At 44.8% G+C, this 23,077-nt stretch carries 15 protein-coding genes; 1 reads left to right on the top strand and 14 read right to left on the bottom strand.

Annotation, left to right across the window (positions count from 1 at the left end; genetic code table 11):
• Window position 1: 1 nt before the first annotated feature.
• From THEBA_RS03720 to dnaN, 11 genes are all read right to left on the bottom strand, one after another.
• A complete protein-coding gene (locus tag THEBA_RS03720) occupies window positions 2-502 on the bottom strand; it encodes a hypothetical protein (RefSeq protein ID WP_014730496.1) in 501 nt (166 codons plus the stop codon).
• 86 nt (window positions 503-588) lie between these two features.
• Entirely contained in the window at window positions 589-1,416 is an 828-nt protein-coding gene (amrB, locus tag THEBA_RS03715; RefSeq protein WP_014730495.1) for an AmmeMemoRadiSam system protein B, read from the bottom strand.
• On the bottom strand, window positions 1,413-13,100 hold the full coding sequence (locus THEBA_RS03710) for a type II secretion system protein GspD (protein WP_236609205.1): 11,688 nt from the start codon (window positions 13,098-13,100) through the stop codon (window positions 1,413-1,415). Before THEBA_RS03710 ends, amrB begins: the two co-directional genes overlap by 4 nt.
• Before the next feature lie 28 nt (window positions 13,101-13,128).
• Window positions 13,129-13,569 carry a hypothetical protein gene (locus tag THEBA_RS03705; protein ID WP_014730493.1) on the bottom strand — a complete coding sequence of 147 codons (441 nt, stop codon included), beginning with the start codon at window positions 13,567-13,569 and terminating at the stop codon, window positions 13,129-13,131.
• 14 nt (window positions 13,570-13,583) lie between these two features.
• The gene (locus tag THEBA_RS03700) at window positions 13,584-14,180 is read right to left on the bottom strand and encodes a hypothetical protein (RefSeq protein WP_014730492.1); all 597 of its coding nucleotides are present in this window, start codon (window positions 14,178-14,180) and stop codon (window positions 13,584-13,586) included.
• On the bottom strand, window positions 14,173-14,595 hold the full coding sequence (locus THEBA_RS03695; protein WP_236609204.1) for a hypothetical protein: 423 nt from the start codon (window positions 14,593-14,595) through the stop codon (window positions 14,173-14,175). Before THEBA_RS03695 ends, THEBA_RS03700 begins: the two co-directional genes overlap by 8 nt.
• A gap of 100 nt (window positions 14,596-14,695) precedes the next feature.
• A complete protein-coding gene (locus THEBA_RS03690; RefSeq protein ID WP_014730490.1) occupies window positions 14,696-15,733 on the bottom strand; it encodes a hypothetical protein in 1,038 nt (345 codons plus the stop codon).
• 16 nt (window positions 15,734-15,749) lie between these two features.
• Window positions 15,750-16,130, bottom strand: a complete 381-nt coding sequence (locus tag THEBA_RS03685; RefSeq protein WP_014730489.1) for a hypothetical protein — start codon at window positions 16,128-16,130, stop codon at window positions 15,750-15,752.
• A complete protein-coding gene (locus tag THEBA_RS03680) occupies window positions 16,127-17,329 on the bottom strand; it encodes a type II secretion system F family protein (RefSeq protein ID WP_014730488.1) in 1,203 nt (400 codons plus the stop codon). The genes THEBA_RS03685 and THEBA_RS03680 overlap by 4 nt, the downstream gene beginning before the upstream one ends.
• A 3-nt stretch (window positions 17,330-17,332) precedes the next feature.
• Complete coding sequence (locus THEBA_RS03675; RefSeq protein WP_236609203.1) at window positions 17,333-17,788, bottom strand: 2-C-methyl-D-erythritol 2,4-cyclodiphosphate synthase; 456 nt, start codon at window positions 17,786-17,788, stop codon at window positions 17,333-17,335.
• An 8-nt stretch (window positions 17,789-17,796) separates the two neighbouring features.
• Window positions 17,797-18,900 (bottom strand): DNA polymerase III subunit beta, encoded by a 1,104-nt coding sequence (gene dnaN, locus THEBA_RS03670; protein ID WP_014730486.1) that lies wholly within the window; start codon window positions 18,898-18,900, stop codon window positions 17,797-17,799.
• A 104-nt stretch (window positions 18,901-19,004) separates the two neighbouring features.
• On the opposite strand from dnaN, the gene THEBA_RS03665 reads away from it, so the two are divergent.
• The gene (locus THEBA_RS03665) at window positions 19,005-19,682 is read left to right on the top strand and encodes an endonuclease V (protein WP_014730485.1); all 678 of its coding nucleotides are present in this window, start codon (window positions 19,005-19,007) and stop codon (window positions 19,680-19,682) included.
• On the opposite strand, the gene THEBA_RS03660 is transcribed toward THEBA_RS03665, so the two are convergent.
• The 3 genes from THEBA_RS03660 to fsa form a co-directional block, all read right to left on the bottom strand.
• Window positions 19,667-20,620 carry an ROK family protein gene (locus tag THEBA_RS03660; RefSeq protein ID WP_041928071.1) on the bottom strand — a complete coding sequence of 318 codons (954 nt, stop codon included), beginning with the start codon at window positions 20,618-20,620 and terminating at the stop codon, window positions 19,667-19,669. The genes THEBA_RS03665 and THEBA_RS03660 overlap by 16 nt on opposite strands.
• 10 nt (window positions 20,621-20,630) lie before the next feature.
• The gene (gene rho, locus THEBA_RS03655; protein ID WP_407656336.1) at window positions 20,631-22,019 is read right to left on the bottom strand and encodes a transcription termination factor Rho; all 1,389 of its coding nucleotides are present in this window, start codon (window positions 22,017-22,019) and stop codon (window positions 20,631-20,633) included.
• A 393-nt stretch (window positions 22,020-22,412) separates the two neighbouring features.
• Complete coding sequence (gene fsa, locus THEBA_RS03650; protein WP_014730482.1) at window positions 22,413-23,069, bottom strand: fructose-6-phosphate aldolase; 657 nt, start codon at window positions 23,067-23,069, stop codon at window positions 22,413-22,415.
• Between the last annotated feature and the right edge of the window lie 8 nt (window positions 23,070-23,077).

Genomic DNA, 23,077 nt, shown 5'->3' with positions numbered 1-23,077 from the left:
GCTAGAAGCGGTAACTAATCTCACCACCTGCGTGAAAAACTGGAAGTGTTTCCATTCCGAAGAACTTCTCCAGTTCCAGGCCGACTGCTGCTCCGAAGGAGAGAAATCCGACCCGAACGTATGCAATGGGAGTAATCGAGAAGAAAATACCAAACTTATCAACGTTAGTTGTTATCAGACCCGCTCTTGAAACAACTCTTAGTCCGACAGCCGACTCCTCTGTCAAATCATATGCTTGACCGGCAAAGAGCTTGAGCAATGTATTGAAGTGACCATTTATGTAGAAATCCTCTGATGAAACTGGAGAAACAAAGGAGAAATTGCCTCCCAGCTCAAGAGAATTCTTCCCTGTCTGGCTTAATACATAAGCCACATTGATTCCATCATATACCAGTTTATCTTCAGAGCCGAACCCCGAATAGTGAATTCCATCTATAATTAACGAAGCTAGACCTAAAGAGCTCATCAGAAATACTATCAGCAAAGAAATTACAGCCTTCACACGACACCTCCAGTTCATCGAAATTATAGCATGCTATTTGGTGGTGTTGCGAAGGCAACGCGTTCTCTCTTACCATTTCCAAAGTATTAGCTGAGCAGGGCCGCAACATATCCCACGGTCCTGTACCTGTCTCCCATCACCTCACCGCTCGTTGTACTACAAAGCACTTCCATCGATTCAAAAGAATTTCTCACTGCTACAATTGGTCCAAGCCCACAAGCCGTTATCCTCTTTTCTTGCGAGAGTTCGTAGGACTCTCTGTACTTCCCATCCAAAATTAGGCTTAAAAGCTCATTGTCCTTTTCCATCGTTACCTCATGGGCCTCGTAGTGGTTCAAATCAGAAGAGGCAATCACCAAAACATCATTCCTCCTACTCAACTCTTTCTTTATGATCTCCGACAGACTCAAAGCAACTTCTACTCTCTGATCCGTCATTATCAAAGGAACAATCTTGAAATCCGAGTAAAGAAACTGCAGAAATGGTAGCTGGACCTCAATAGAGTGCTCATATAAATGAGCAGAAGTATCTGGCATTATCATTCCATTTGACTCAGCCATCAGTGATCTGCCAAACTCGTGATCTATCTCGACGCTGCCCAGAGGCGTTTCCCAAGCCCCTTCGAGCCACAACGACAGCTTCGTACCCAAGCCCGTGTGGTTTGGTCCAACAATCAAGACCGTTGATGGTTTAACGAGCGCGCCCGCCCTCCAGTATGACCATGCGGCTACCGGACCACTAGCCATATAACCGGCGTGCGGCACAATCAGACCGATAGGTCCTTCATTCTTCTCCCAGCCATGTGGAAGACTTCCCGGTCCAACAGGATGGAAAAAGCAGTTCCTTATCTGACTTTTGAGTTCCTCTTCGTTATCAGCGTAGAACTTACCGCTAACAACGGGTCTCCTTATCACGGCTCAACCACCTCCGCTGTGATGAAGATAACCAGTTCTCTCTTATCAGAGGTCTTGTTCTCGGTGGTGAACAGCTTTCCAATAAAAGGTAGATCACTAAGAAAAGGCATCTTGTTGACCGTAACGGTATCCTTATTTGCAACAAGACCTCCAATTGTCAGTGTGTTTCCGTCTGAAATAATCAGCCTGCTGTTTGCCTCTCTAGTCTTCTCACCATAAAGAGTTCTTGTCCCGTCGACATATTTCTCCGGTTCGCTTACCTTAATGAAAAGATCAAGGAGTATCTTCCCATCATCATTTACCGTAGGAGTTATTCTCAGCTCCACCCCTGTATTCAGGTATTCAATAGTCTCTATCTCCACTGGGTTACCTTCGACATACTCAATTGTGCGCACGAGGTAAGGAATCGTATCTCCAATGTGAATCTTGGCTTCTTCACCACTCATCGAAACTATAGAAGGACTTGATATAAGGTCAGAATCGTTGTCTCTATCGCTGAGATCAGCCTCTATCTTCACAGTTCCGGTATTCACAAGATCATCGATCAGCTGTGTGATATCTAGATAATCGATAATGCCAAAATCAAGATCGACGGAACCGTTTTCGATGAGGATCTCGGGAGCGTTGATTCCGATAGAAGTTTTGATCTCTCGCTGTATTTCGTCAATCAGGGACTCATCAACAAGCCTTGTTTCTATTCTCACCTGCTTCTTCGGCTGTGAAAGGGCTGAACCGATTTCATCGAAGATGTTGTCCACTCTAGACTTTGCAAGCCCTCTGACGACTATATAACCGTTTACGGGATCGGAAAGGACTTCTCCCCCATAGAACTCAATGAGTCTCGTTAACTCTTCGACATTATGATAGACGCGGTAGACGAGCTCGACATCCGTCGGTTCCTCTCCGGCTTTCTGCTCCTTCTTGGTTACAGCATAAATATCATCGATTCTGACTATTTCGACTGGCTTCGTGGCATTGATCACCTTGACCAGTTTATCCCAGCTGAGGTCTTCTATCGACATAGTGATATTCTCGACGATTTTGTCAACGAAAAGAAGCGATATTCCCAGTTTTTCAGAAACAGTTCTCAGAAGTGCTTCCAGATCTTGATCAGTCACCCTTATGCTCACCATCGAATCTTTAACAACAACGCCTTTCTCGAGAGGATCGATCGCCTTTCTAGACTCCTGAACGTCTCTTACCATGTCTTCGGCTGCGTCTAGCAGGGCCGAACTCTTTGACTTGATAAGCAGCATCTGGAGATCTGCGAAGGTCTGAACGGTGATTCCTTCGATTGACTCTCTCAAAAGATCTGCAAGTTCTTGCGGATTGACGGTCAGATCGGTAATATATCTCGAGATCTCTCTATCGGCGGCAGCCTCTTCAATCGTCCTAGTAATTATCATCAGCGACTCGGGATCGCCTATAAGTAACCACTGTCTGTCGAGGTCGATGTAATCAACTTCAAGACTGAGCTTTGAGATTATCTCCTGAAGCTGATTATCTGAAACAAGGCTCTTTTCGACTCTCACCGACTCTCTCTTCGAATCAACTGCAAGTATACTCAAAGCCTCTCTCGCATTTTCCAGACCCACCTGCGTTCCTATTCCGATAAGCCTTCCAGAGTATTCGATAATCGATCTCAGTTGAATCTCTGCAGCCTCAAGGAACTGTGTTATCTGTTCTATGCTCCAACCGCTGACGGGTGGAAGATCTTCGATCCTCACCTTTTCAGTTCCTTCAGTGCTACCAGTGGTCTGATTCAACTCCGTTATCAACTGTCTTGCAAGATCGACATGTACGCTTTCTCCAACCACTAGAAGCCTATTGTCGAATTTGCCTATGAAAACCGATACTCCAATGCTCTCCAGTGCGTCTTTCAGATCGTCCATTCCAGACCTTTGACTGCCTTCAGGTCCATACACTCTTGACAAATCGTCATTAAAGGCTTGCCCGACGACTACAATTGAATAAGACAGGAATTTAGTATCCTCTGTCACCGCTTTGGCAAGTATGTCCCTGAAACTTTCTACATCCTCCATATTTCCGACAAATAAATACCTCGTTGGCGTTATCTGGGCAAATGAGATCTCAAGTAGAAGGTCATTAGCGATCGCCTGGAGGATCTCAGGAGTTATGCTTGCAGGTAGATCGATGTAAGCGAAATGGACCTGCTGGTTATCCAGCAAGTAGTCGATTATGCTTTGTGCACCGTCCAATGAGTCTGCGCTTCCTATCAGGAGGTATCCTCCACTCACATCAAAAACCCCCGAAAGCTCAATCTCTCTTGCTAACAAATAAGTCTTCAGTGTCTCTGCATCGACACCGGATAGTTTCTTCACAAATCTGAACTCGTTGACGATTCCCGATTTTTCGCTAACCAAACCACTGAGAACCTGTTCGAATTCACCTATGTCTTGAGCCGTTCCGATCATAAAGACTCTCTCTCCAACAGGCTCGAATTTCAGTTTAAGCTCCATCAAACCGGCAATTGATTCGAACTGGTTGATCTCCGTGCCCTCGGGCAGCGCAAAGGTTATGTAAGAGACGGAACCGTCGGCAGAAGTCCCGCTCGCATCGATTCCTATACGAAGAGAGGAAACCAGCTCTTGCGCTCTAGCAAGTGACGCTTTCGTCCCGACTATTATTGCATAGTCACCTGCCTCGATTACACCTACAGGTATCTGAATCGATGTGAAGGCGGTTTGGAGCTGGCTGGGAGTAAGATTCTTCGGGAGAATCGTTATTGTGTAAGAGAGCGGTCCTTCGTCTACACCGGCGCTCTCTCCAAGAGAATCATACACATCTACGGCCATTTCTACATCGGCTTCGCTTCCGACGAAGACAAAGACCGTTTCGCTTTCCAGAATCTCTACCTCCACCCCGATCAATCTGAAGAGCTGACTCAAAAGCTCGGAAGAAACTCCCTCCTTTGATTCAAGGACTTTGAAGACGTTCCCTTCACCTGAATCTCCCGTCGATACCTGAACGAGTTTTTCTATTATTGTAACTGCGTTTTCTATCGATTCTCTCGTTCCGATTATCAGGAGGACGTTGCTAACGGCGTTTATGTCGACTCTTAGATCGAGCTTTTCGAAAACAGTTGTGAGAGAGTTTATATCAAACCCCTCAGGGAACGAAAGAGCTTCGAACTCAATCTCCTCAGATTCCGGTTCTGTATCCTTCGTCTCAAATCTGGAGAAAAGCTCAGCGGCTTCCAAATTGTCCTCACCTGAACCTATGAAAACGAGATAATCTCCAACCTCCACAATCTTTACCGAGATATTGAGGGAGGCTAGCAATTCTCTGAACTGATCCAGTGAGATCTCTTCAACGAACTCAACGATTGTGTATTCGGGGCTTTGGACTTCCTCTATCCCGAGGGTCGCCGAAATGGAATTGACTAACTCCCTGAAGCTATCTACGTTTCTTTGAGTTCCAATCACGAATAGGTCTTCACCGACTGGAAGGATCTCTACATTAAGCGAAAGCTTTTCGACCAGAGCTGCGATCTCCGTCATTGAAAGCTCTTCACTGATAGGAATCACAGAGTAGACTACTTCATCCTCAATAGGAGTGCCTTCCGGAGTGAGATACTCAACTATTTCATTGGCAGTTCTCAAATCACTGTCGGAACCAATAAGCATAACTTCTCCATCTACCTGAACAGAGGATATGCCTAGCGCCATATCTCCCATGATTTTCTCAAACTTTTCCAGTGTCAAATCTGCAGGAAGCTTGATTAGCCTATAAGAGATCCCCTTGCCAAGATTGCTTCTTATCACTTCGTCCAGCAGGGCAACTGCAAGCTCAACGTCTTCTTCAAGACCGGAAATCGACATACTCTGTCCAAGTTTTGTATAGGAAAGATTGAACCCGGCCGAAATCAGTATCTCTCTCAGCTCTTCGAATGTCATACCTGAAGGAACAGGGTAGAGAGTTGTAAGCTTCTTCGTCTTGAGTTCGAGGCCCTCCATGATATCGGGCAGCTTGGAAAGCTCAGATTCCGGTCCAATCAACAGGTATCCCTGACTGTTTTCGTGAAATACCTGAACCGCCAGATTCATAGCCTCAAAGAATCCGGAGAGTGTCTCTCCAGTCCATCCTTCAATTCTGGGATAGAACTGCGCCGTCAGTTCTTCAGTAGACGGGGCAGATCCAATCTCCTTCAAGAGACCTTCAAACATCTCAATGTCATCTTCGGTACCTACAGCAACTAATTTGTCTCCCTCTCCGTAAATTGTGAGCGAGGAATTCATACTGGAGAGGAGCTTATTAAGGAAGTCGGTGCTAAGGGAGATTCCGGTGAATATCCTCGAATGGCGAACTTCCTCAGAAGGTTTTTCGGAAACAAGCTCGGAAAGAATAGCCCTGACCCGCTCGATGTCTCCTTCTTTCCCGTAGACAACGAAGCTGTCCCTGATCTCTAGAACGGAAATCTCCATTTCCAGAGTATCTACAATCCCTGTAAGCTCCTCGAGAGTGACCTCGCGGGGAACAATCACCGTTACTCTATGTTCGCTGATTATATCTTCTCTTATTTCTGCGAACCTCATGATCTCGTTCTCGCTCCCGATTACTACTAGCTTCCCTGCAACCGAAAGCGGGAAGACGTTTATATTGAATGCCGAAAGAATTGACTGTGCTGCAGCCAGGTCGAATCCGTCCGCGACTTCAACTACCAGGTAGCTCTTCTCACCATCAACCACCTGAACCTCTCTCCTTGAAAGTATAGAAGTTATAGTGTCAACGGCCTTAGCTACTTCTTCACCCTGACCTACAGCGATTACGCCCGTGGGGGCATTCAGTAGATCAACGCGTATTCCTAATCTCGAGAATATTGCTCTAAAGCTTTCGACTTCTTCGGTGGGGATTTCTACGAAGTTAAATACATCGGGTTCCTCTCCCTTGGGCAAAACAACTCCCTCGGAAAGCTCGCTGAAAATCCTCACAGTCTGAATAACGTCATCTTCCGGTCCAATGACCATCGATCTCCCATCTACGATAACTACAGTTACCGCAAGTCCCATCTTTTCGAGCATGCCCTGAAGATTCTGAATCGAGGGAACAGTATCAACTATTTCGTAGTGTGGCTTCTCCAGTCCTGATAACCTGACCGTTTCAGAGTGAATTCTGTCCAATATGGCAGTTGGACCCACTATTAGATAACCGGACTGAACCGGAGTCACACTGATTTTTGCCCAATCCTTCTCTCCGAGGAAACTTCTCAGGTAAGTGACAAGTTTTCCATCTTCCCAGCCGGCAGGGTTATTGAAGAACCTTGATTCAACCATCTCATCCTCTTCGGCCTTAGAAAGCACTGATAGTATGACATCATTAGCTTTAGCCGACTCTTCTTCGGTCCCCACCAATACTACTCCGGATGGCGAGGAAAGTAGCTGCACATCCATCTCAAGACTATCGAGAATGGCTGAAAACTCATTTATTCTATCATTCGGTATTTCCGTAAAAGAATATTTCAGTTCTTTATCCGTTTCGAGAGTTACCGTTCGTTCATTAATAGAATTCACGACCTTCGCGGCACTTTCGAGGTCCTCATCATAGCCGACAAGGATGACGTTGTCTCCAAAGCTAAGCGCAGTTGCTTCAATTTTCAGCTCTGCTAATACTTGCCGTATAGTATCAAATGCTCCCTCGCTTGCAGGCATTATTTGGAAATCATATTTTCTTGAACTTGATGGCGCTTCCAGTCCGTTACTCAGAAGTCTTATTAGCTCAACAGCCTCTTCTACGCTCTCTTTCTTGCCAACTACGAGGAATTTGTCTTCAACAGGCAGAATCGTTACCTTCAACCCAAGCCGTTCAAGAAGTGAATCCATTTGCTCGACTGCGGGAAGCGAATTCTCGATAACAAAGAAGGGATCCTCAATTCCAGCCAGCCTCGAAGCCTCTTTGACCAGTTTTGATACAACTTCCTGGGGACCGACAACAATGTAACCACTGGAAGACGGTGTAATGGTTATTCTAGAGAAGTCGTCCTTGCCGAGAAAGTCAGCAAAGTAGCTTGCATATTTCTCATCGTTCCAACCAGGGACGATGGCTGCAACGTTTGAGACCCTGTCTGGTTGACCTTCTGATTCGTCAAACAACGCTTCTCTCTCAAGAATCGCATTGACTGTCTTGACCGCTTCTTGCACCTTGTCTCCTTCACCGATCATGATAACTCCAGTAGCGGATGGCAGAAGCTCCACTCCCGAGTCAAGTTTGTCCAGAATCGTCTGATAAATGGCAATATCTGCGCTTTGTATCCCAGTGAAGGCGTATGTCGGTTCATAAACCTGCGGAGTCGTTCTCCTGCTGAGAATATCTTCAACAACCGTCTCTGCTCTAGCCACTGCTTGATGTGAGCCGATCGCTATGGCTCCAGAGGGCGATGAAATAAGGGAAACATCTATCGTGAGGCTTTCAAGAATTGCACTGAAGCTTTCGATGTCGTCTTGAGCGATGTCTAGAACGCTGTATTCCATTACTTCCGGTGAAGCAACATCGAATTTCACACTTTCCATAAGCTGTTCTATTATTATTCCGGTTTGTCTTACGTCTTCCCCCGACCCGATAACGATCGTCGAGCTACCCATTTCTACCAGATCAACGAGTACTCCCAGTCTAACCAGCAGCCCTTCCAGATCGTCTACAGGAGGCACTCTTTCAATCACTGTAAATGCAGGGTCTTCGAATTCTCTCAGCCTTGATATTTCAGCCTCCACAACGTCTGCCAGAGCTCTTGGAGTAAGAGCAACGAATCCTGTGGAAGATGAAACAATGGAAATCCTCTCAAACTCATCGGCTCCAAGAAAGAGTCTCAGATATTCATTCAAACGAGTAAGATCCCAGCCAGGTATCATTTTTATTTCCAGAGAAATCCGTTCTTCCCTGTCTACTTCCTGAGATTGAAGCTGCATGTAAAGTGCCTTGAACTTCAGTAGGTCTTCTTCGCTGCCTATTGCAATCAGTTTGTCTGCAACGCTTACCGCAAATACTCTGTAAGCTAGAAGTTCTAGCGCAGGTTGCAGTGATTCAACTGTAATCCCGGCTGAAAGAGGCAGAAGAAGATAACTCTCATATTTCTCTTGAAGAGGAACTTCTTTCGTATCTCTAGAGTTGATTGCTTTGATCAACTCTTCCGCACGATCCAAATCTTGTTCGGCTCCGATCGCAACTACTCCGGCAGGAGTGTCAAGCAGTTCAACTCCAATACTCAAGCGTTCAATTATCGGCAGAAGCTGATCTATGGAGTCCTTCAGAACATCAACAAACCTGTAATCCATTTCCAGTTCAGCCGTTACACTTTCAGAATGGGCCATCACCGATTCGACAACATCAAGAGATCTTGAAAGCTCTTCCGTCGACCCTACCGCAATGACTCCATTTGAGATCTGAACAAATTCGGAGATAATACCGAGTTTCTCCATAACCGTCTCGAGTGGCGCAATATCTTCTGGTTCGATCGGGAGGAAAATGAATGTCTTCGAAGTTGCAGTCTGCTCTGTGGGCTTTCCCTCTGGGTATATAGCATCGATGAGCTGATCAATCAACTCACCCGTTTGAACAACACTGTCATGATTTCCGACGATCAAGTATTTGTCTTCAACGGGGATAATTTCGACTCTTATTCCTAGCGCTTCAATAAGCAGTTCCAGCTGATCGAGAGGAGTCAATCCCTGCTTCACAATGAAGTAGGGGTCCTGAATTTCGTTCAGTCGCGCAACCTCGGCTTCAATAGTTTCAAGAAGATCAATGGGTCCGACGGCGATGTAACCACTTACTGTTGGAGCAATAGAGACTCGAGAATATAAATCTTCGCCCAAGAAGTCGCTGAGATAACTGGTGAATACCTCGTCGCTCCAGCCTGCAACTCTTCGGACGAAGGTAGACACGTTCTTGGAATCTTCAGTACTATCGAATGCCTGTTTCTGATCATGAATTGTCTGAACTGCCGTTCTAGCTTTAGAAACCTCTTCAGACGATCCAACTACGATGACACCCGACGGAGATGGAAGCAACTCCGCATCGATGCCCATTTTCTCCAGTATTAAGGAGTAATCTCCTATTTCCTCGAAAGCTGCCGGCACGAATTCAAACACAGCCTGTGCTAAAGCCGTAGAAGGTCTCTTCTGGAGAATCGATTTGGAAGTTTCTATTGCTTTCGAAACCTCTTCTTCTCTACCTACTACAAGGACCCCGGAAGGGGATTCAAGCAACCTAACATCGATCCCAATGCTTGAGAAGATCTCACCAAAAACCTGGGAATCCTTGCTTTCGATTGTAGAAAGCTCAAATACAGTTTCTTTAGATTCCGGGTCCTCTCCGATCGCCTCAACTAATTTCGATATGAGTTCTTTTGCTCGTGCAACATTGTATTCCGATCCAACAACGACAAAATAATCGTCGACTTCCAGAATATCGACAATGATGCCGAGCCTCGAAAGAAGTGAATTGATTTCATCAATCTGAGGCATCTTGCTTTCTATCGAATAGGATGGACTCTCGATTCCCCTCAGCCTCTCGAATTCGTTCTCTACTCTTTCAATGATCGACTCGGGGCAACTGATTATGTATCCTTTGGCCGTCTGAACGAAGGAGATATTTGCAGTCTTTTCTGGTCCAAGAACTACGCCCAGATAAGATAGAAGACGTTCGGAATCCCATCCAGGAACCCCTGCAATCTCCCTTGATACAAAGGCTCCTTCAACGCTCTCGGTAGTAAGTATCTGATCGTACAATCCGTTGAAAAGCTTTAAATCCTCGCTATCTCCAACAACGACAATCTTGTCATAGATTGGCGTGATAACAAGATCCATACCGAAAACATCTATCATTGAGTTGAGCGAGGCAATTTCCACTTCAGGCTTCGAGAAAATGATCAGATATGATTTCTCGCTTTCAATGTCTCCCTGCTGAGGAAGTATTGATGCCTCCTTATTCATAATCTCTTCGACGATCTTCTTTGCCTTTGCGAGCTGCGCCTCTACACCAATCCCTATGACTCCCGCCGGTGACTCTACAAGATCTATTTCGTACCCTAACAGCGAAAGTATCTCGTCAAGGCTATCGACTAGGGATGGCTCTATATCTATCAAACTGTAACTTCTAGGCCCCGTCTCGATTGTCTCGATTCTAGAAAGAATCGAATCAATCACGACCATCGCTTCTTTCAGCCTATCTTCAGTGGCTACAATCGCGACTCCAGATGGCGTGTTGACGAACTCAACTGACAGGTTTAGTTTGTCCAGAAGATCACTTATTCCCTGCACTTCCGAATAAGGAATGTCTATAAATCTATACTCGTAAACAGTCTCACTTTCCGAAACTTCCCCTTGAACGGGTAGTCCGGTGCTAAGCTGTCTTACAAGCCTGGAAGCCTCTTCGACATTGACTTTTGAACCTACAATCATGAACTGGTTGTCGACAGGAACTATTGTTACGGCTATTCCAAGCCTCTGCAAAAGAAGCTCGAACTGAGCAAGTGACGGAATGGAAGTTTCCAGTCTGTAAGAAGGTTCTTCAAATCCTCTAAGTTTTTCAGCTTCAGCGGAAATTGCTTCCAAAACAGACTCCGCTGCAATGACTATGTAGCCGCTTCCCGATGTGGTGAGAGTAATCTCTGAAAAAAGCTCAGTTCCAAGAAAGTCGTTGAGATACATCCTGAATTTCTCAATATCCCAACCTGGAATAGCTTCGATCTGCAGGGATAACCTGTTCTCCTGACTAGACATTCTATTCTCAAGCATTTCTTTGATTCTAGGTATTCTCTCTTCGATAATGGTTTCTATCTCGGCGAGTCTCTCCGGGTAAGCACTGACTACCAACAATCCTGCCGACTGAATGAAGTCTGCCGTTTCATTCTCCACGAGAATCGTCTGGAGTAACTCGCCCAGGCCTGAAGAATAGATTTCGGGAGCGATTTCAAGAATGGATTCTTTTGTTACCCTGTATATCTGCCTTTCGTGCTGTTCCAGTTCAAGAACAGCCTTTTCCATTATTTCCGAAGGGGCATACATGAAGACCAATCTATCTGCAATCTGCTCAACTGTGTACTCATCTTGGACAAGACCTTGTGCCGAGTAGAAGGTTCTGAGAAAGGCCGAGACTTCCTCAAAGGAATCATTAGCTTTTAGTTCAAGATATGTGCTGGAGTAATCTTCGAAAGTGATCCCAGTGAAAAGTGAGAGGAGATATTCTGCTGTTCCTATTGAACTCCTGGAGCCTTTAAGAATGTAGCCCTTCCTTTCGCCCAAGGGCTCGATCAGTGCTCCAGTTATTCGCTCCACCTGAGATCTCACAGATTCCTCTATTGTTAAGTGATAATTCACTATCGTGTAGGAAACCTCCGCAGATATTCCCGAAAAAGAATCCACAGTCTTTTCTAGAACTGGAACTAGATAGTTTGGCAACTCGAATGTTACCTTTCCGATAGGCTCAAATGCTCTATCTACAGCTATCTCTTCATAAGGGGCGTAACTTTGAAGAATACTCAGTATGGCGCCAACAAGAGTATTGCCTTCTGTCAAGCCGGACCCGCCAACACTGCCTAGTTTCAGCACATCTTCGATGAGAAAGAAGTTGTCCGGTAGCGTTATTGTTTTTCTCGCTTTACTTGAATCTAGATCCTCAGATGTAACATTTTCTCTATACAGCTCTAGATATTCATAAAGAGCATTTACCTGAGAATCATTCCCGGAAAGAATAAGTTTGTTAAATTCAGGAATGCTTATTATTGTCAGACTCTCAGAAAAAAGCGTTGCATTCAATTTCCTTGCAAGGTCTAAATAAGAGTTGAGAGGAGTGTCTTCCACATCTGTTATCTCCCACGGAATGGTAAATTCCTTCGTAACCGTATTAGTTGTAAGAGCAGCAGAAAGACTCATATGGGTTTGGAGATCTCCGAAAACCATGAGAGAAGCTTCATTTGGGAGATACTCAATAAAACTGTTCACGGGAAGAGTCTTTCTCAATCTCTCAATCTGCTCAGAAACGGTTTCACCCTCCAGTTTGAACTCCACACCAATATAAGTTTTCCAGAACGCGTTTACCAGACTCTGTACTTCTTCAGGTGTCCCGAGGTAGAAGGTTCCATCTGTCAAATAGGAGTAAGCGACCCTGTCTCCAAGAGAAGTGAGAATGTTTCTGAGGATGTCCTCTGGCATCGCAAGTGAAAAACCGACAACAACTTCCTCATCTCTCACACTTGGAGATATTATGTAGGAAAGGTCTAGCATTTCCTCGGAAAAGAGATAGGTCATGGCAGTTGACAAAGTCATTCCGTATGTTGTGAACTTCTCGATGTCAACGTCAATGTTAGATCTGAAAAATCTGAGCGTTACGATGTTCTCCCTGATTGTGACTTGCGGCTCGTCGATTGCAGGAATCAGCAAGGCGACATTCACTGAAAGTCGCTTCGGGTCCTGGCGGGTCCAGAGACCCTCAACGGGTCCCATTCTTAGCGGCAGATTCATATCACGGCCGCTTACTCCGTCCAGCGCCAGAGAATATATTGTCTTGGAAGGATTGGATTGAATGTTATAATCGGTGACTTCGTTCATAAAAATCAGAGTCACCGTCACTGATTCAGCATCCATAGAAGGTATGACTGAATTCAGTTGATTAGAGAAACCGATACAGAAGAAACCCAGAACCAGGAATAAGACCGCTATTCTTCTCACATGAATCACCCCATATTCACCCTCGAGTTTACGACCTGAAATACTTGACAACAACAAAGCTGTTTGTGCTAGTGTCGTTCAGCAATACAGCAAATTCCGTAATCCCATACACGATGTAGGAGGGAGCAACCTGTTCTCCCACTCTTACAGTAACTTGAGACTGCCCAGATTCAAGAACAGCATAATCAATCTTGTTTAATCTATAGTATGCGACATACCTTACACCTTCAGCTTCCTCACCGACTTCTAGCATGGAACTGATTACTTCAGAAGGACTGGCATACAGAGGAAGAAAATGATTCTCCAAACTTACGCTACTAACAACTCTATCAGTGTTTATAGGATCAATCTTGATCCTGCTGGCCGCTACGTCTGCAATTTCAACGGGTTCGAGGAGAAATGTCAGAATAACCCCACCTGTTACGATAAGGAAAATCGCGATAACTATTACCATAACGTACTTCTCCATAGATTCAGCTCCCCCTAAAAGATTCCAGTCACGTTTAGATCGATTTTCAGTTCAAGAGAGAGATTCGAGGGAATGTTGGACTCCGGGAGAATCGGAAACCCAAGATTAGATCTTAGCTCTAGCTTTTTGACAAGTATTCTGGGTTCATTTACAATCATTTCTACGAGATCGAGAATATCCCTTGAGTTTCCCGAAGCAATTATCCCATTGTAGTCGCCGGGCTTCGACCCTATCGGAATTTTCTCTTCAAGATCATTCAAATAGCTTCTAGTGCTCATTGAACCAAGTGCCTCGTTTCTCACCCTTGAAAGGAGCTGAACTTCAAGATAGGCGCTTTCTAAACCATTTACTTCATCAATGAGCAGAGAAGTGTTCTCAAAAGTGCTGTAGGAGTACAGAATAACCAAGAAGAGAAAACCCAAAACAGTCAAGGCAATCAGTGACCAGAAGGCAAGTTTTGAGTTTATTCCTTTCTTGTCAAGAAAACTGAGCCTTCTATTCAGCTTATTTGCGTAGTCTCTGTGGATAAAAAACGAATCGCTACCCTCAAAAGGCTCTGCTCCTGCGGGTGCTTTCATTTCTTCGAAGTTGAATCCGTTCTTCTCATTCATTGAGGTCACCTACCTCAAGATCAACTAGCTGAAGAGAGTACAGCTCGGCAAAATCCAAATTACCCCTGACGCTTGGTCTTGCGAGAAGCGTTGGAGTCGTATGCGGTGTCGGGAAAAACATCTCTTTTCCTTCAAAAATGAGATAGTAGAAAGAGTTTCCTACCCCGCTTTCGAACTGTATTCTGGAGGCAATTGTTTTCATTGCGTTCTCGTCCTCAAGATAGGCCTCTATTGTCCTGAACACATCCATTTCAACTGACTTCAAATCAACATGTTTACGGAGATCATTTACCTGTCTGCTTAGTTTATTTCTTATCGCGATGTACTCCTGCTTCTTTTCATACATCATGTCTATATCTTCTTTCAGATTCCCTGTCAAATAAGTCCCGGTATTGTCAAACAAGTACCCTTTCATTCTTGAAACCTGTCTCAATCTGATTTCGAAAGCCTGGGTCACAAAGAAACGCGACCCAAAAATCAGCAAGATAATTATCAGCAGAACTATCAGAGAGTACTTAAGTCTTGAGACCCGCCTCTTCCTTGAATACAAGTTTACGTCGACCAAGTAACTCACCACCTCTCATGAGTAGTCCTGCCGATGTATATGTTATACCGCTTGTCTCCTTCATCTTAAGAGGCATGCTCGCTACCTCAGTCTCAGTGCCCAGGATTTGCTGAAAGGCTCTTGAATAAACAGCTGTCGAAAGGCTTGACTGACCTGCAACAAAAAACCTGTTGAAGAGTGATTCGTCGGCTGCAGATGTATTGGGAGAATTAGACAGAGTGTTTGTGAGGTACATTCTCAACTGATACGATATCATACTCTCGAGTCTTTCCGACGCTTCTTCAATCAAAGAGTCATAATAGGCTTTGGAGCCTATAAGAAACTCTCGTTGCATATTAGTGTTTGGAGACAGAGAGTTATCTTCTTTGAAGTCGCTCGCCACTTCATCAAACCCGTCATTGATGTAATTCAAGCCTACAATTTCCTCTCCTCTTAGTGTCAATAGAAGCGAGTAGCTCTTATCAACGATAAAAACGATATTATTCCCTTCAAAGACGCTGGTCTGAGCAATTTTGAAAATCGAAAAGGGTTTCACATCAACTATGTTAGGTTCAGGGAAGTTCTTTCCCGTCAGTTCTCCAATGAATTCGTACAGAGCTCTCTTCTTAGTGATAATAAAGGCCGGGACAAGACCCGTTCGAAGTGAAGACAATGAGTTCAAGCAGGCAACATTGACTTCGTCGGGCGGTAGAGAAAACTGAGATGCTGCCTTGAAGCTAGCTACACTTACCAGATTCTTTACTGATTTGACCCGTGGAACTTCGAGATGCTGAAAAACAACATCTTTTGGGTGGAAGGCAGTCACAAAAATCTCGTCGGCAGGAAGAGAATTGTTTTCCTCGAATACTCGTGATGCTTCTTCAAGCGAATCCGAACCCAGCTTAAGTACAGAAAAAACGGGCTTTAAATAACGACCTTCAACGACAGCCCTGACGATTTCCGTATAACCCTCGTCTGAATTAACGGCAGTAATCATACTTTGAAACATAATTTACCCCCAAGTCTCAATAACTGACTTTCCCCGTGACCGGCTGGATTGTCAAAACACTGCCATCAGCAAAGTTCAATGTTGTCGACCCGCTAAGTATAGCTATAGAACCATCCCCATTAAAACGAATCCTGAAGTTTTCAGGGTTCTCCCAGAGACAGTCTTCAAATACCATCCCAGTTGTGGATGATACTCTTCTTGATCTGAAATCATAGAATACATCAACGGGCCTCGAACGAACAACTGCTTCGAGACGCTGGCTTTCAATAAACGAATCAAGAGCAGTTTTGCTTAGAACAATTTTCAAACTAGCTATGATGTCAGATGACACAAGTACCACGCCGCTGATACACAGAGAGACCACGACCAGACAGCACAATAGTTCGGTAAAACTCATCCAATGCTTTGCTCCATTGCAAATACAGCACCATAAATCGTTATTGCCAGGAAACCAATAAATCCCCCAATAAATAATATCATTATTGGCTCGACGAGCGAAACAAGTTTCTTAAGTGCATTCTGGACTTGCATGTGATAGAAGTTTGCCACTTTAAACATGACTTCGTCAAGTTTTCCAGTTTCTTCGCCAGTTGCAACCATGCTAACCACGATTGGAGGGAAGACCTTTTGCCTCTCAAGAGCGGCGTTGATGCTTTCCCCTCCCTTTATACTGACTATCGCATTGCCAACGGCTTTCATAACTCTAGGGCTTTGAGAAACCTCTCCTGCAAGTTCCAGAACTGTAGGAAGATCCACACCGCTTGCTACAAGAACAGCCGTCGTCCGTGTGAATCTCTCCATAGCCGTCATGTTTCTTAGGTTTCTGACCGGAGGAATCAATTTGCCTAGAGTCTCCTTGACAATGTTGCCGTACTTACTCTTGAAGAAGAAGAAGCCCCCTATTGACAATGCTAAAAGCAGGACAAGAAGAATTGGCCAATGATTTTTCAAGATGTCGTTCATCTTAAGAAGAATAGCCATTGTTCCTTCAGGCTCGTAATTTCCTCCAAAAGCACTTATCAAATTTGGGAGGATGAAGAAGGAGATCATCCCCACTATTCCCACCGCGAAAACCATCATGAATAGAGGATAAGCCATCGCCGATTTTACCTGATTCTGAAGCTCAACCATCCCCTCATAGAAATCTGCAACCCTTTCGAGAGACTCGTCGAGAACACCACCCGCCTCGCCTGCTTTTACGAGATTGGTAAACAATGGCTCAAACACGCCCGTCTTCTCAAGCGATTCGCTAAAACTCATACCGCCCTCGATATCAAGAACAACACGGGAGATTATCTTCCTGAATCTTCTTGAAAAAAGAACTTGAGTCGAAAGCACTTGCAGCGAGTCTCTTATCCTAACACCGGAAGAAACCATCGTTGCAAGCTGTCTGGAGAAGATACTGACTTCCTTCTGAGAAGCAGGAAATAGAGAGGCCTTCGTATAATTGCGTGTCGTCGATGACTGTTTGATCGAGCTGACAATAAATCCCCTGCTCGAAAGAATCTGGAGGGCCTCAAGTTTAGAATTGGCAGAAAGCTTGCCTTTCTCGGGCTTTCCCTTGATGTTTATAACTTCATAACGGAATTCCGGCATCTCTTACCCCACCTTCTCCAAAAGACAAACAGCATGAACTTGCACGAAACCAGGGCTGCTGCCATTTCCGGATTTGGGCTTAACGTTTACCTGCTCGCTTTCGATCCCAAGCGCTCTGGCAACATTCTCAGTGATTGAACTGACAAACCCTGCTAGTCTAACCTTTTCGATCACGACAACTGCGTCAACATTTAGAATTCGCCATCGACCTCTTATCGACTCAGCTACCTCCATCAGAAACTCTATACTTCTTCGATCTCTGTTTTTTTCATCCTCTGGAAAACTGATGCCGATGTTTCCCGAAGAAGTGCTCCCAAGAATCGCATCGACAATCGCATGACAAAGGGCATCTCCGTCAGAATGGCCCACAAGATAGAATGTATCAGATACCTTAACTCCTCCCAGATACATACCTCTGTCCCCGGGCTTGATCGAATGAATGTCGTAACCGATTCCCACCCTGATTCTCATATGAGTCTAATAGGCATAATAACGTATGTATAACCCTGGACATCTACTGGATTCATTTGAAGAGGGCTATTGGAATCAACGAAATTCAACTCCACAGTATCGGAATCAATCTTCTTAGCAGATTCCGAAAGAAACCTGGGATTAAAGGCTATGACAATGTTGTCTCCTTCCTTGTTTGCATCAAGAATCTCTATGGATTCCCCGTGATCAGGGCTTCTAGCAACTATCTTAAACTGCTCATCGTCTATTTCAAACTTGACCGAATCCGATCCGAGCCTTGCGGCAATCGATGCCCTTCTTACAGCATCTGAAAAGACCTCGGTAGAAAGAACAAGTCTCGCCTTGAATGATTTGGGAAGAACCTTCTTGTAGTCCGGAAACTCAGCATCCACAACCTTTGTTACTATCTCAGTGCCGTCAAAAAGGAACTGAACACGCGAACCATCATAGGTTACCTTCAACAGATCAGACATTGCAGCTTTAAGACTGTTTTGCAAATCCTTCATGCTCTTAAGCGTAAGCAGAAAGTGGTCATCGATGCTAAGGTCAATTCTTTCTTCGGAGAGCGCCATCCTGAATCCATCCGCAGCTACAAGTCGAAGGTAACCATCCTCGAATTCCCAGTAGACACTGTTCAGATTTCTCATGAATTCATCCCTAGCAGCACAGAAAATCACTCTATCTATCATCAGTTCAATCGATGAAACCGACACTGTGAATTCAAGTCCTCCCGAGGTTGGTTCAACAATGGGGAACTCCTCGGGATCCATTGTTGGAAGAGTGAAGCGTGCACTTCCCTCCCTAATGATAACGTTTGTGTCTTCCGTTTCAAAAACAACTTCTCCTTCAGGAAGATTTCTGACTATTTCGAGTACCAGACGCGCATCTATGACAAAATCGCACCTTCCATCTATGTGCTTTGGTCTCAGCTCTGTAGTAATTGCCGTTTCTAGATCGGTGGCCTGAAGCTTAACCGTTGAGTCATCCTTCATTGAAAAATATATGCCCGAAAGAATTGGCTTCACGCTTTTCGGAGCAACTGCCCCAGAAACCGATTCTAATCTTGTGAGGATTTCTGAACGAGCTGCGACGAATTTCATCATACACCTCCACTTGAAGAGCTTTTCATAAATTATAACATCTATGTGGCATAATCATTGTCAGAAGCAACAGCGATAGATTTCTTCCTTTGGGAGAGAACAACATGAATATCGAATATATTCACTCATGGTCGATGGAACCGGTTCAAGCTATAGACTTACAAAAGAAACTCAGGGACAAGCTTACATTTGAGGACTACTCTCGGGAGCCAAGACTAGTGGCAGGAATAGACGTTTCTTTTCCTTTTAGAGAGATTGCGCTCGCCGTAATTGTGATTATGGAGTTTAACTCTCTTTCCATAGTTGACCATTTCTTTTCTCTTAAAAAGGTTGAGACGCCTTACATCCCCGGTCTATTGTCATTTAGGGAGGGGCCCGCTATACTTGATGCGCTGTCTAGATCACCGGAAGTTGACCTGCTCTTCTTTGATGGACACGGGATAGCTCATCCCAGAGGGATTGGTATAGCTTCCCACATTGGACTTTTCGTAGAAATACCAACGATAGGCGTTGCGAAAAGCCTTCTCTATGGAAAGGTCGAAAGCCTCCCGAGAGAGAAAGGACAAAGCAGCAGAATCCTCTCACCAGGCGGTAGATTGCTAGGATATGCGCTATGTACAAGAACGAGTGTAAAACCGGTTTTCATTTCACCGGGAAATAGAATAACTGCGGAAAGTGCTCTCAGGTTATCAATAAGAACAATTGGAAAGTACAGAATTCCGGAACCTACTAGACAAGCACATATCCTGACTCAACGATTGAAGAATCAACTAGTCCTGTAAAAGACTATCGACGCGGCACCTGTTATCCCTGCATTCTCTACCAATTTGCTCAGAGTGATGCTGAAGGTCCCGTTAAAAGAAGTCATTACGAAAGCCGGGAGTTTTTCCCTTATCCCGTTTATTAGCAAATCTCCAGCTCTGCTGATCCCACCGCCAATGACAATATGTTCGGGATTGAACACATGTATGAAATTTCCGATTGCAATAGCCAGGGCTCTGGTTGCTCTTTCTACGATCAGAGTTGCTGCGAGATCACCCTCCCGTGCCGCGTCAAAGACCACTTTAGCGTTTATTTCAGGCGATGCAAATATCGTTGACTGCGGAAATCTCTTCGAATATTCCCTGGCCAGATTTATTATGGCAGTCGCCGAAGCAAGAGCTTCAAGACATCCGTGAGAGCCACAACCGCAAACTGGTCCTTCCGGTTCAACTATAGTGTGTCCAAGTTCCCCTCCATAGCCTTTGCTACCTGTCATCAAAATACCGTGGGTTATCACTCCCCCTCCGACTCCGGTACCTAATGTGAGGCCTACCATGTGTTGGCTGCCTTTGAACTCGCCGAATGCCCACTCTCCTAGAATAAAGGAATTTGCATCGTTCTCTACAAATGTTCTTATTCCAGTGACTCTCTCGAGCATAGCTGCCAGCCCGAACCCCGACCAATCGGGAAGATTTGGAGAAAACAGCACAGTTCCCGTGTCGTGGTCGATCGATCCAGGTGAACCAACTCCGATTCCGATAATTTGCTTTGAGTCGATACCCGACTGAACAAGGAGCTCATTTATCGCTTCACCAATTCTCGTGACGACAGTAGTTCTACCTTCTGACACTCTTGTGGGGATCACCTTTTTTTCGACTATCTTGCCGTCTTCCTCAACTATCCCTATCTTTGTCTCTGTTCCACCCAGATCAATTCCTATTACGCGTCTGACCATCATTATCTCCCATCTAGTACTGCTTCTTTTCCATTTCAATCAAGTCCAAGAATTCGTCATTTGATCCGGTGCCACGAAGTTTCTCCATGATTAGTCTCAATCCCTCTTCTTCCGACATTGAAGACAGCATTCGTCTTAGAATCCAGATCTTTCTCAGAATATCTGAAGGAAGAAGTAGTTCTTCTCTTCTAGTACCGGAAAGAGTAAGATTGATCGATGGGAACATCCTCTTGTTGGCCAGCTGTCTAGATAGAATCAGTTCCATATTTCCAGTACCCTTGAACTCTTCGAAAATAACTTCATCCATTTTGCTCCCCGTTTCAACGAGCGCTGTAGCGATTATCGTAAGGCTTCCACCCTCTTCTATGTTTCTAGCCGCTCCAAAGAAGTATTTGGGCTTGTAAAGAGCAGAAGGATCCACACCACCGGAGAGAAGCTTTCCGCTGGGCGGAACATATAGATTGTAGGCTCTTGCTAGTCTAGTAATACTGTCGAGCAGAATGACAACATCGTAATTGAATTCGACCAATCTTTTTGCCATTTCGATAGTCATCTCCGCGACTCTAATTTGCTTCTCTGGATGCATATCAAATGGGGCGGCTATTACATGAGCATTTGTGCTTCTTCTGAGATCAGTGACCTCTTCAGGTCTCTCGTCGATTAACAGAATTATTCTTATGGTGTCTGGGTGATTCTCGGCAATTCCGTTAGCAAGCTCCTTCAGCAGTATGGTCTTCCCCGCTTTGGGAGGTGAAACTATCAATCCTCGCTGTCCCTTTCCAATTGGGGAGAAGAGATCAACCATTCTTGTGCTCATTATATGAGAATCTGTCTCGGTAATCAACCTGTCTTCAGGGTGGATTGGCGTAAGATTCTGAAAAGTAATTCTTTCTGCAGCGAAGTTTATCGCCTTGTGATTAATAGCCTCTATTCTCAAGAGCGCAAAGTATTTCTCGCCTTCCTTCGGGGGTCTTACCTGCCCGGCCACTGTATCGCCACTTGTAAGGTTGAATCTTCTTATCTGAGACTGGCTCACATATATGTCGTTAGAGCTCGGAAGAAGGTTGTTATCCAGAGTTCTTAGAAAGCCATATCCCCCGTCAGTGATTTCAAGAACTCCCTGATCGAAGAAGTAACCATAAGATTCCGTTTGGGCTTTAAGAACAGCGAATATCAAGTCTTTCTTTGCCATCTGCGTATAGCCTTGGACATCATACTTCCTAGCAAGCTTGTAGACTTCTCTGATAGGCATTGCCTGGAGCTGTGAGATATCGATTTCGACTTCCCTTATGTTGTCTTTGTCCTTGTCTTTGTCCTTGTCTTTGTCCTTTCTTGGAAGCTCCTTCGATTCATCTGTAGCGCTCTCACTAGTTGATTCCTGAAACTCAGATTCCGAATCCATCTTCTTTTCGGCATCTCCTTTTAATGAAACCTCATTTTCTTTCATGCTTCTTTCGATCTCATTAGAAGTAGCGCTAAGTGTTTCCTCCTTTTTTTCGGGCTTCTTGACTTCAGTCTTCTTTCGCGTAGTTCTCTTTCTGGTCGGCTTCTTCTCACTCACGACATTTTCATCAAGTTCGTTCGGTGTTTCTTCCGTTTTCTTCTTTCTTGGGCTCAAATTTGACGGTACATTCAATCACCACTGGAAGAATGTACCTACCCTCCTTCCGTATCTTTAGGAATTATAAAGAATATGAAGCTAGCAATATTTGTAAGAAAGCATGGGAGACCTGTCTCCGGTGAGCTACAAGTTCTTTCAGAAATAATATACCACTTACGCGGAAAAAATCAAAGCTTATTTGCCTTGCTGTTTCTGATAGCGTTTCCAGTCATCCATGAATCTTTCAATTCCTATATCAGTGAGCGGGTGATTGAATAGTTTGAGAAGTACTTCATAAGGAATCGTCACGATGTCAGCTCCCATGAGAGCTGCTTCAAGAACATGCATAGGATGTCTCACGCTTGCCACAATTATCTCAGTGCTGTAACCGTAGTTCGCGAATATCCGGACAATCTCCTCAACTATTTCCATTCCGTTGCTTGCAATATCATCGAGCCTTCCGACAAATGGGCTTACATATGTTGCGCCTGCTTTGGCAGCAAGTGTTGCTTGAAGAGAATTGAAGATTAAAGTAACATTTGTCTTGATTCCCTCGCCATAAAGTGTCTTTACTGCTCGCATTCCATCTCTTGTCATTGGGATTTTCACAACCACATGCTCATTAAGTGACGCGAGTTCTCTCGCCTGTAATACCATGTTTTCGTAATCAGTGGACGTTACTTCCGCTGATACAGGGCCCTTAACCGTTTCACAAATCTCCACAACTCGGTCTTCGAACTTAACTCCTTCTCTGGAAACCAATGTTGGATTGGTAGTCACGCCATCGACGAGGCCAAGCTTCATTCCCTCACGAATGTCTTCAATGTTTGCCGTGTCAAGAAATATCTTCATTGCCACAC

Source organism: Mesotoga prima MesG1.Ag.4.2, assembly GCF_000147715.2.
GTDB classification, from domain to species: domain Bacteria; phylum Thermotogota; class Thermotogae; order Petrotogales; family Kosmotogaceae; genus Mesotoga; species Mesotoga prima.
Note: the sequence above shows the minus strand (reverse complement) of the source record. Positions and strands in the feature narration are given on the sequence as shown.

Coding starts and splice junctions, on each gene's coding strand:
- THEBA_RS03705 (WP_014730493.1), bottom strand. CDS start 13,569: ATGGAGAAGTACGTTATGGTAATAGTTATCGCGATTTTCCTTATCGTA.
- THEBA_RS03700 (WP_014730492.1), bottom strand. CDS start 14,180: ATGAATGAGAAGAACGGATTCAACTTCGAAGAAATGAAAGCACCCGCA.
- THEBA_RS03695 (WP_236609204.1), bottom strand. CDS start 14,595: ATGAAAGGGTACTTGTTTGACAATACCGGGACTTATTTGACAGGGAAT.
- THEBA_RS03690 (WP_014730490.1), bottom strand. CDS start 15,733: ATGTTTCAAAGTATGATTACTGCCGTTAATTCAGACGAGGGTTATACG.
- THEBA_RS03685 (WP_014730489.1), bottom strand. CDS start 16,130: ATGAGTTTTACCGAACTATTGTGCTGTCTGGTCGTGGTCTCTCTGTGT.
- THEBA_RS03680 (WP_014730488.1), bottom strand. CDS start 17,329: ATGCCGGAATTCCGTTATGAAGTTATAAACATCAAGGGAAAGCCCGAG.
- dnaN (WP_014730486.1), bottom strand. CDS start 18,900: ATGAAATTCGTCGCAGCTCGTTCAGAAATCCTCACAAGATTAGAATCG.
- THEBA_RS03665 (WP_014730485.1), top strand. CDS start 19,005: ATGAATATCGAATATATTCACTCATGGTCGATGGAACCGGTTCAAGCT.
- THEBA_RS03660 (WP_041928071.1), bottom strand. CDS start 20,620: ATGATGGTCAGACGCGTAATAGGAATTGATCTGGGTGGAACAGAGACA.
- rho (WP_407656336.1), bottom strand. CDS start 22,019: ATGGATTCGGAATCTGAGTTTCAGGAATCAACTAGTGAGAGCGCTACA.
- fsa (WP_014730482.1), bottom strand. CDS start 23,069: ATGAAGATATTTCTTGACACGGCAAACATTGAAGACATTCGTGAGGGA.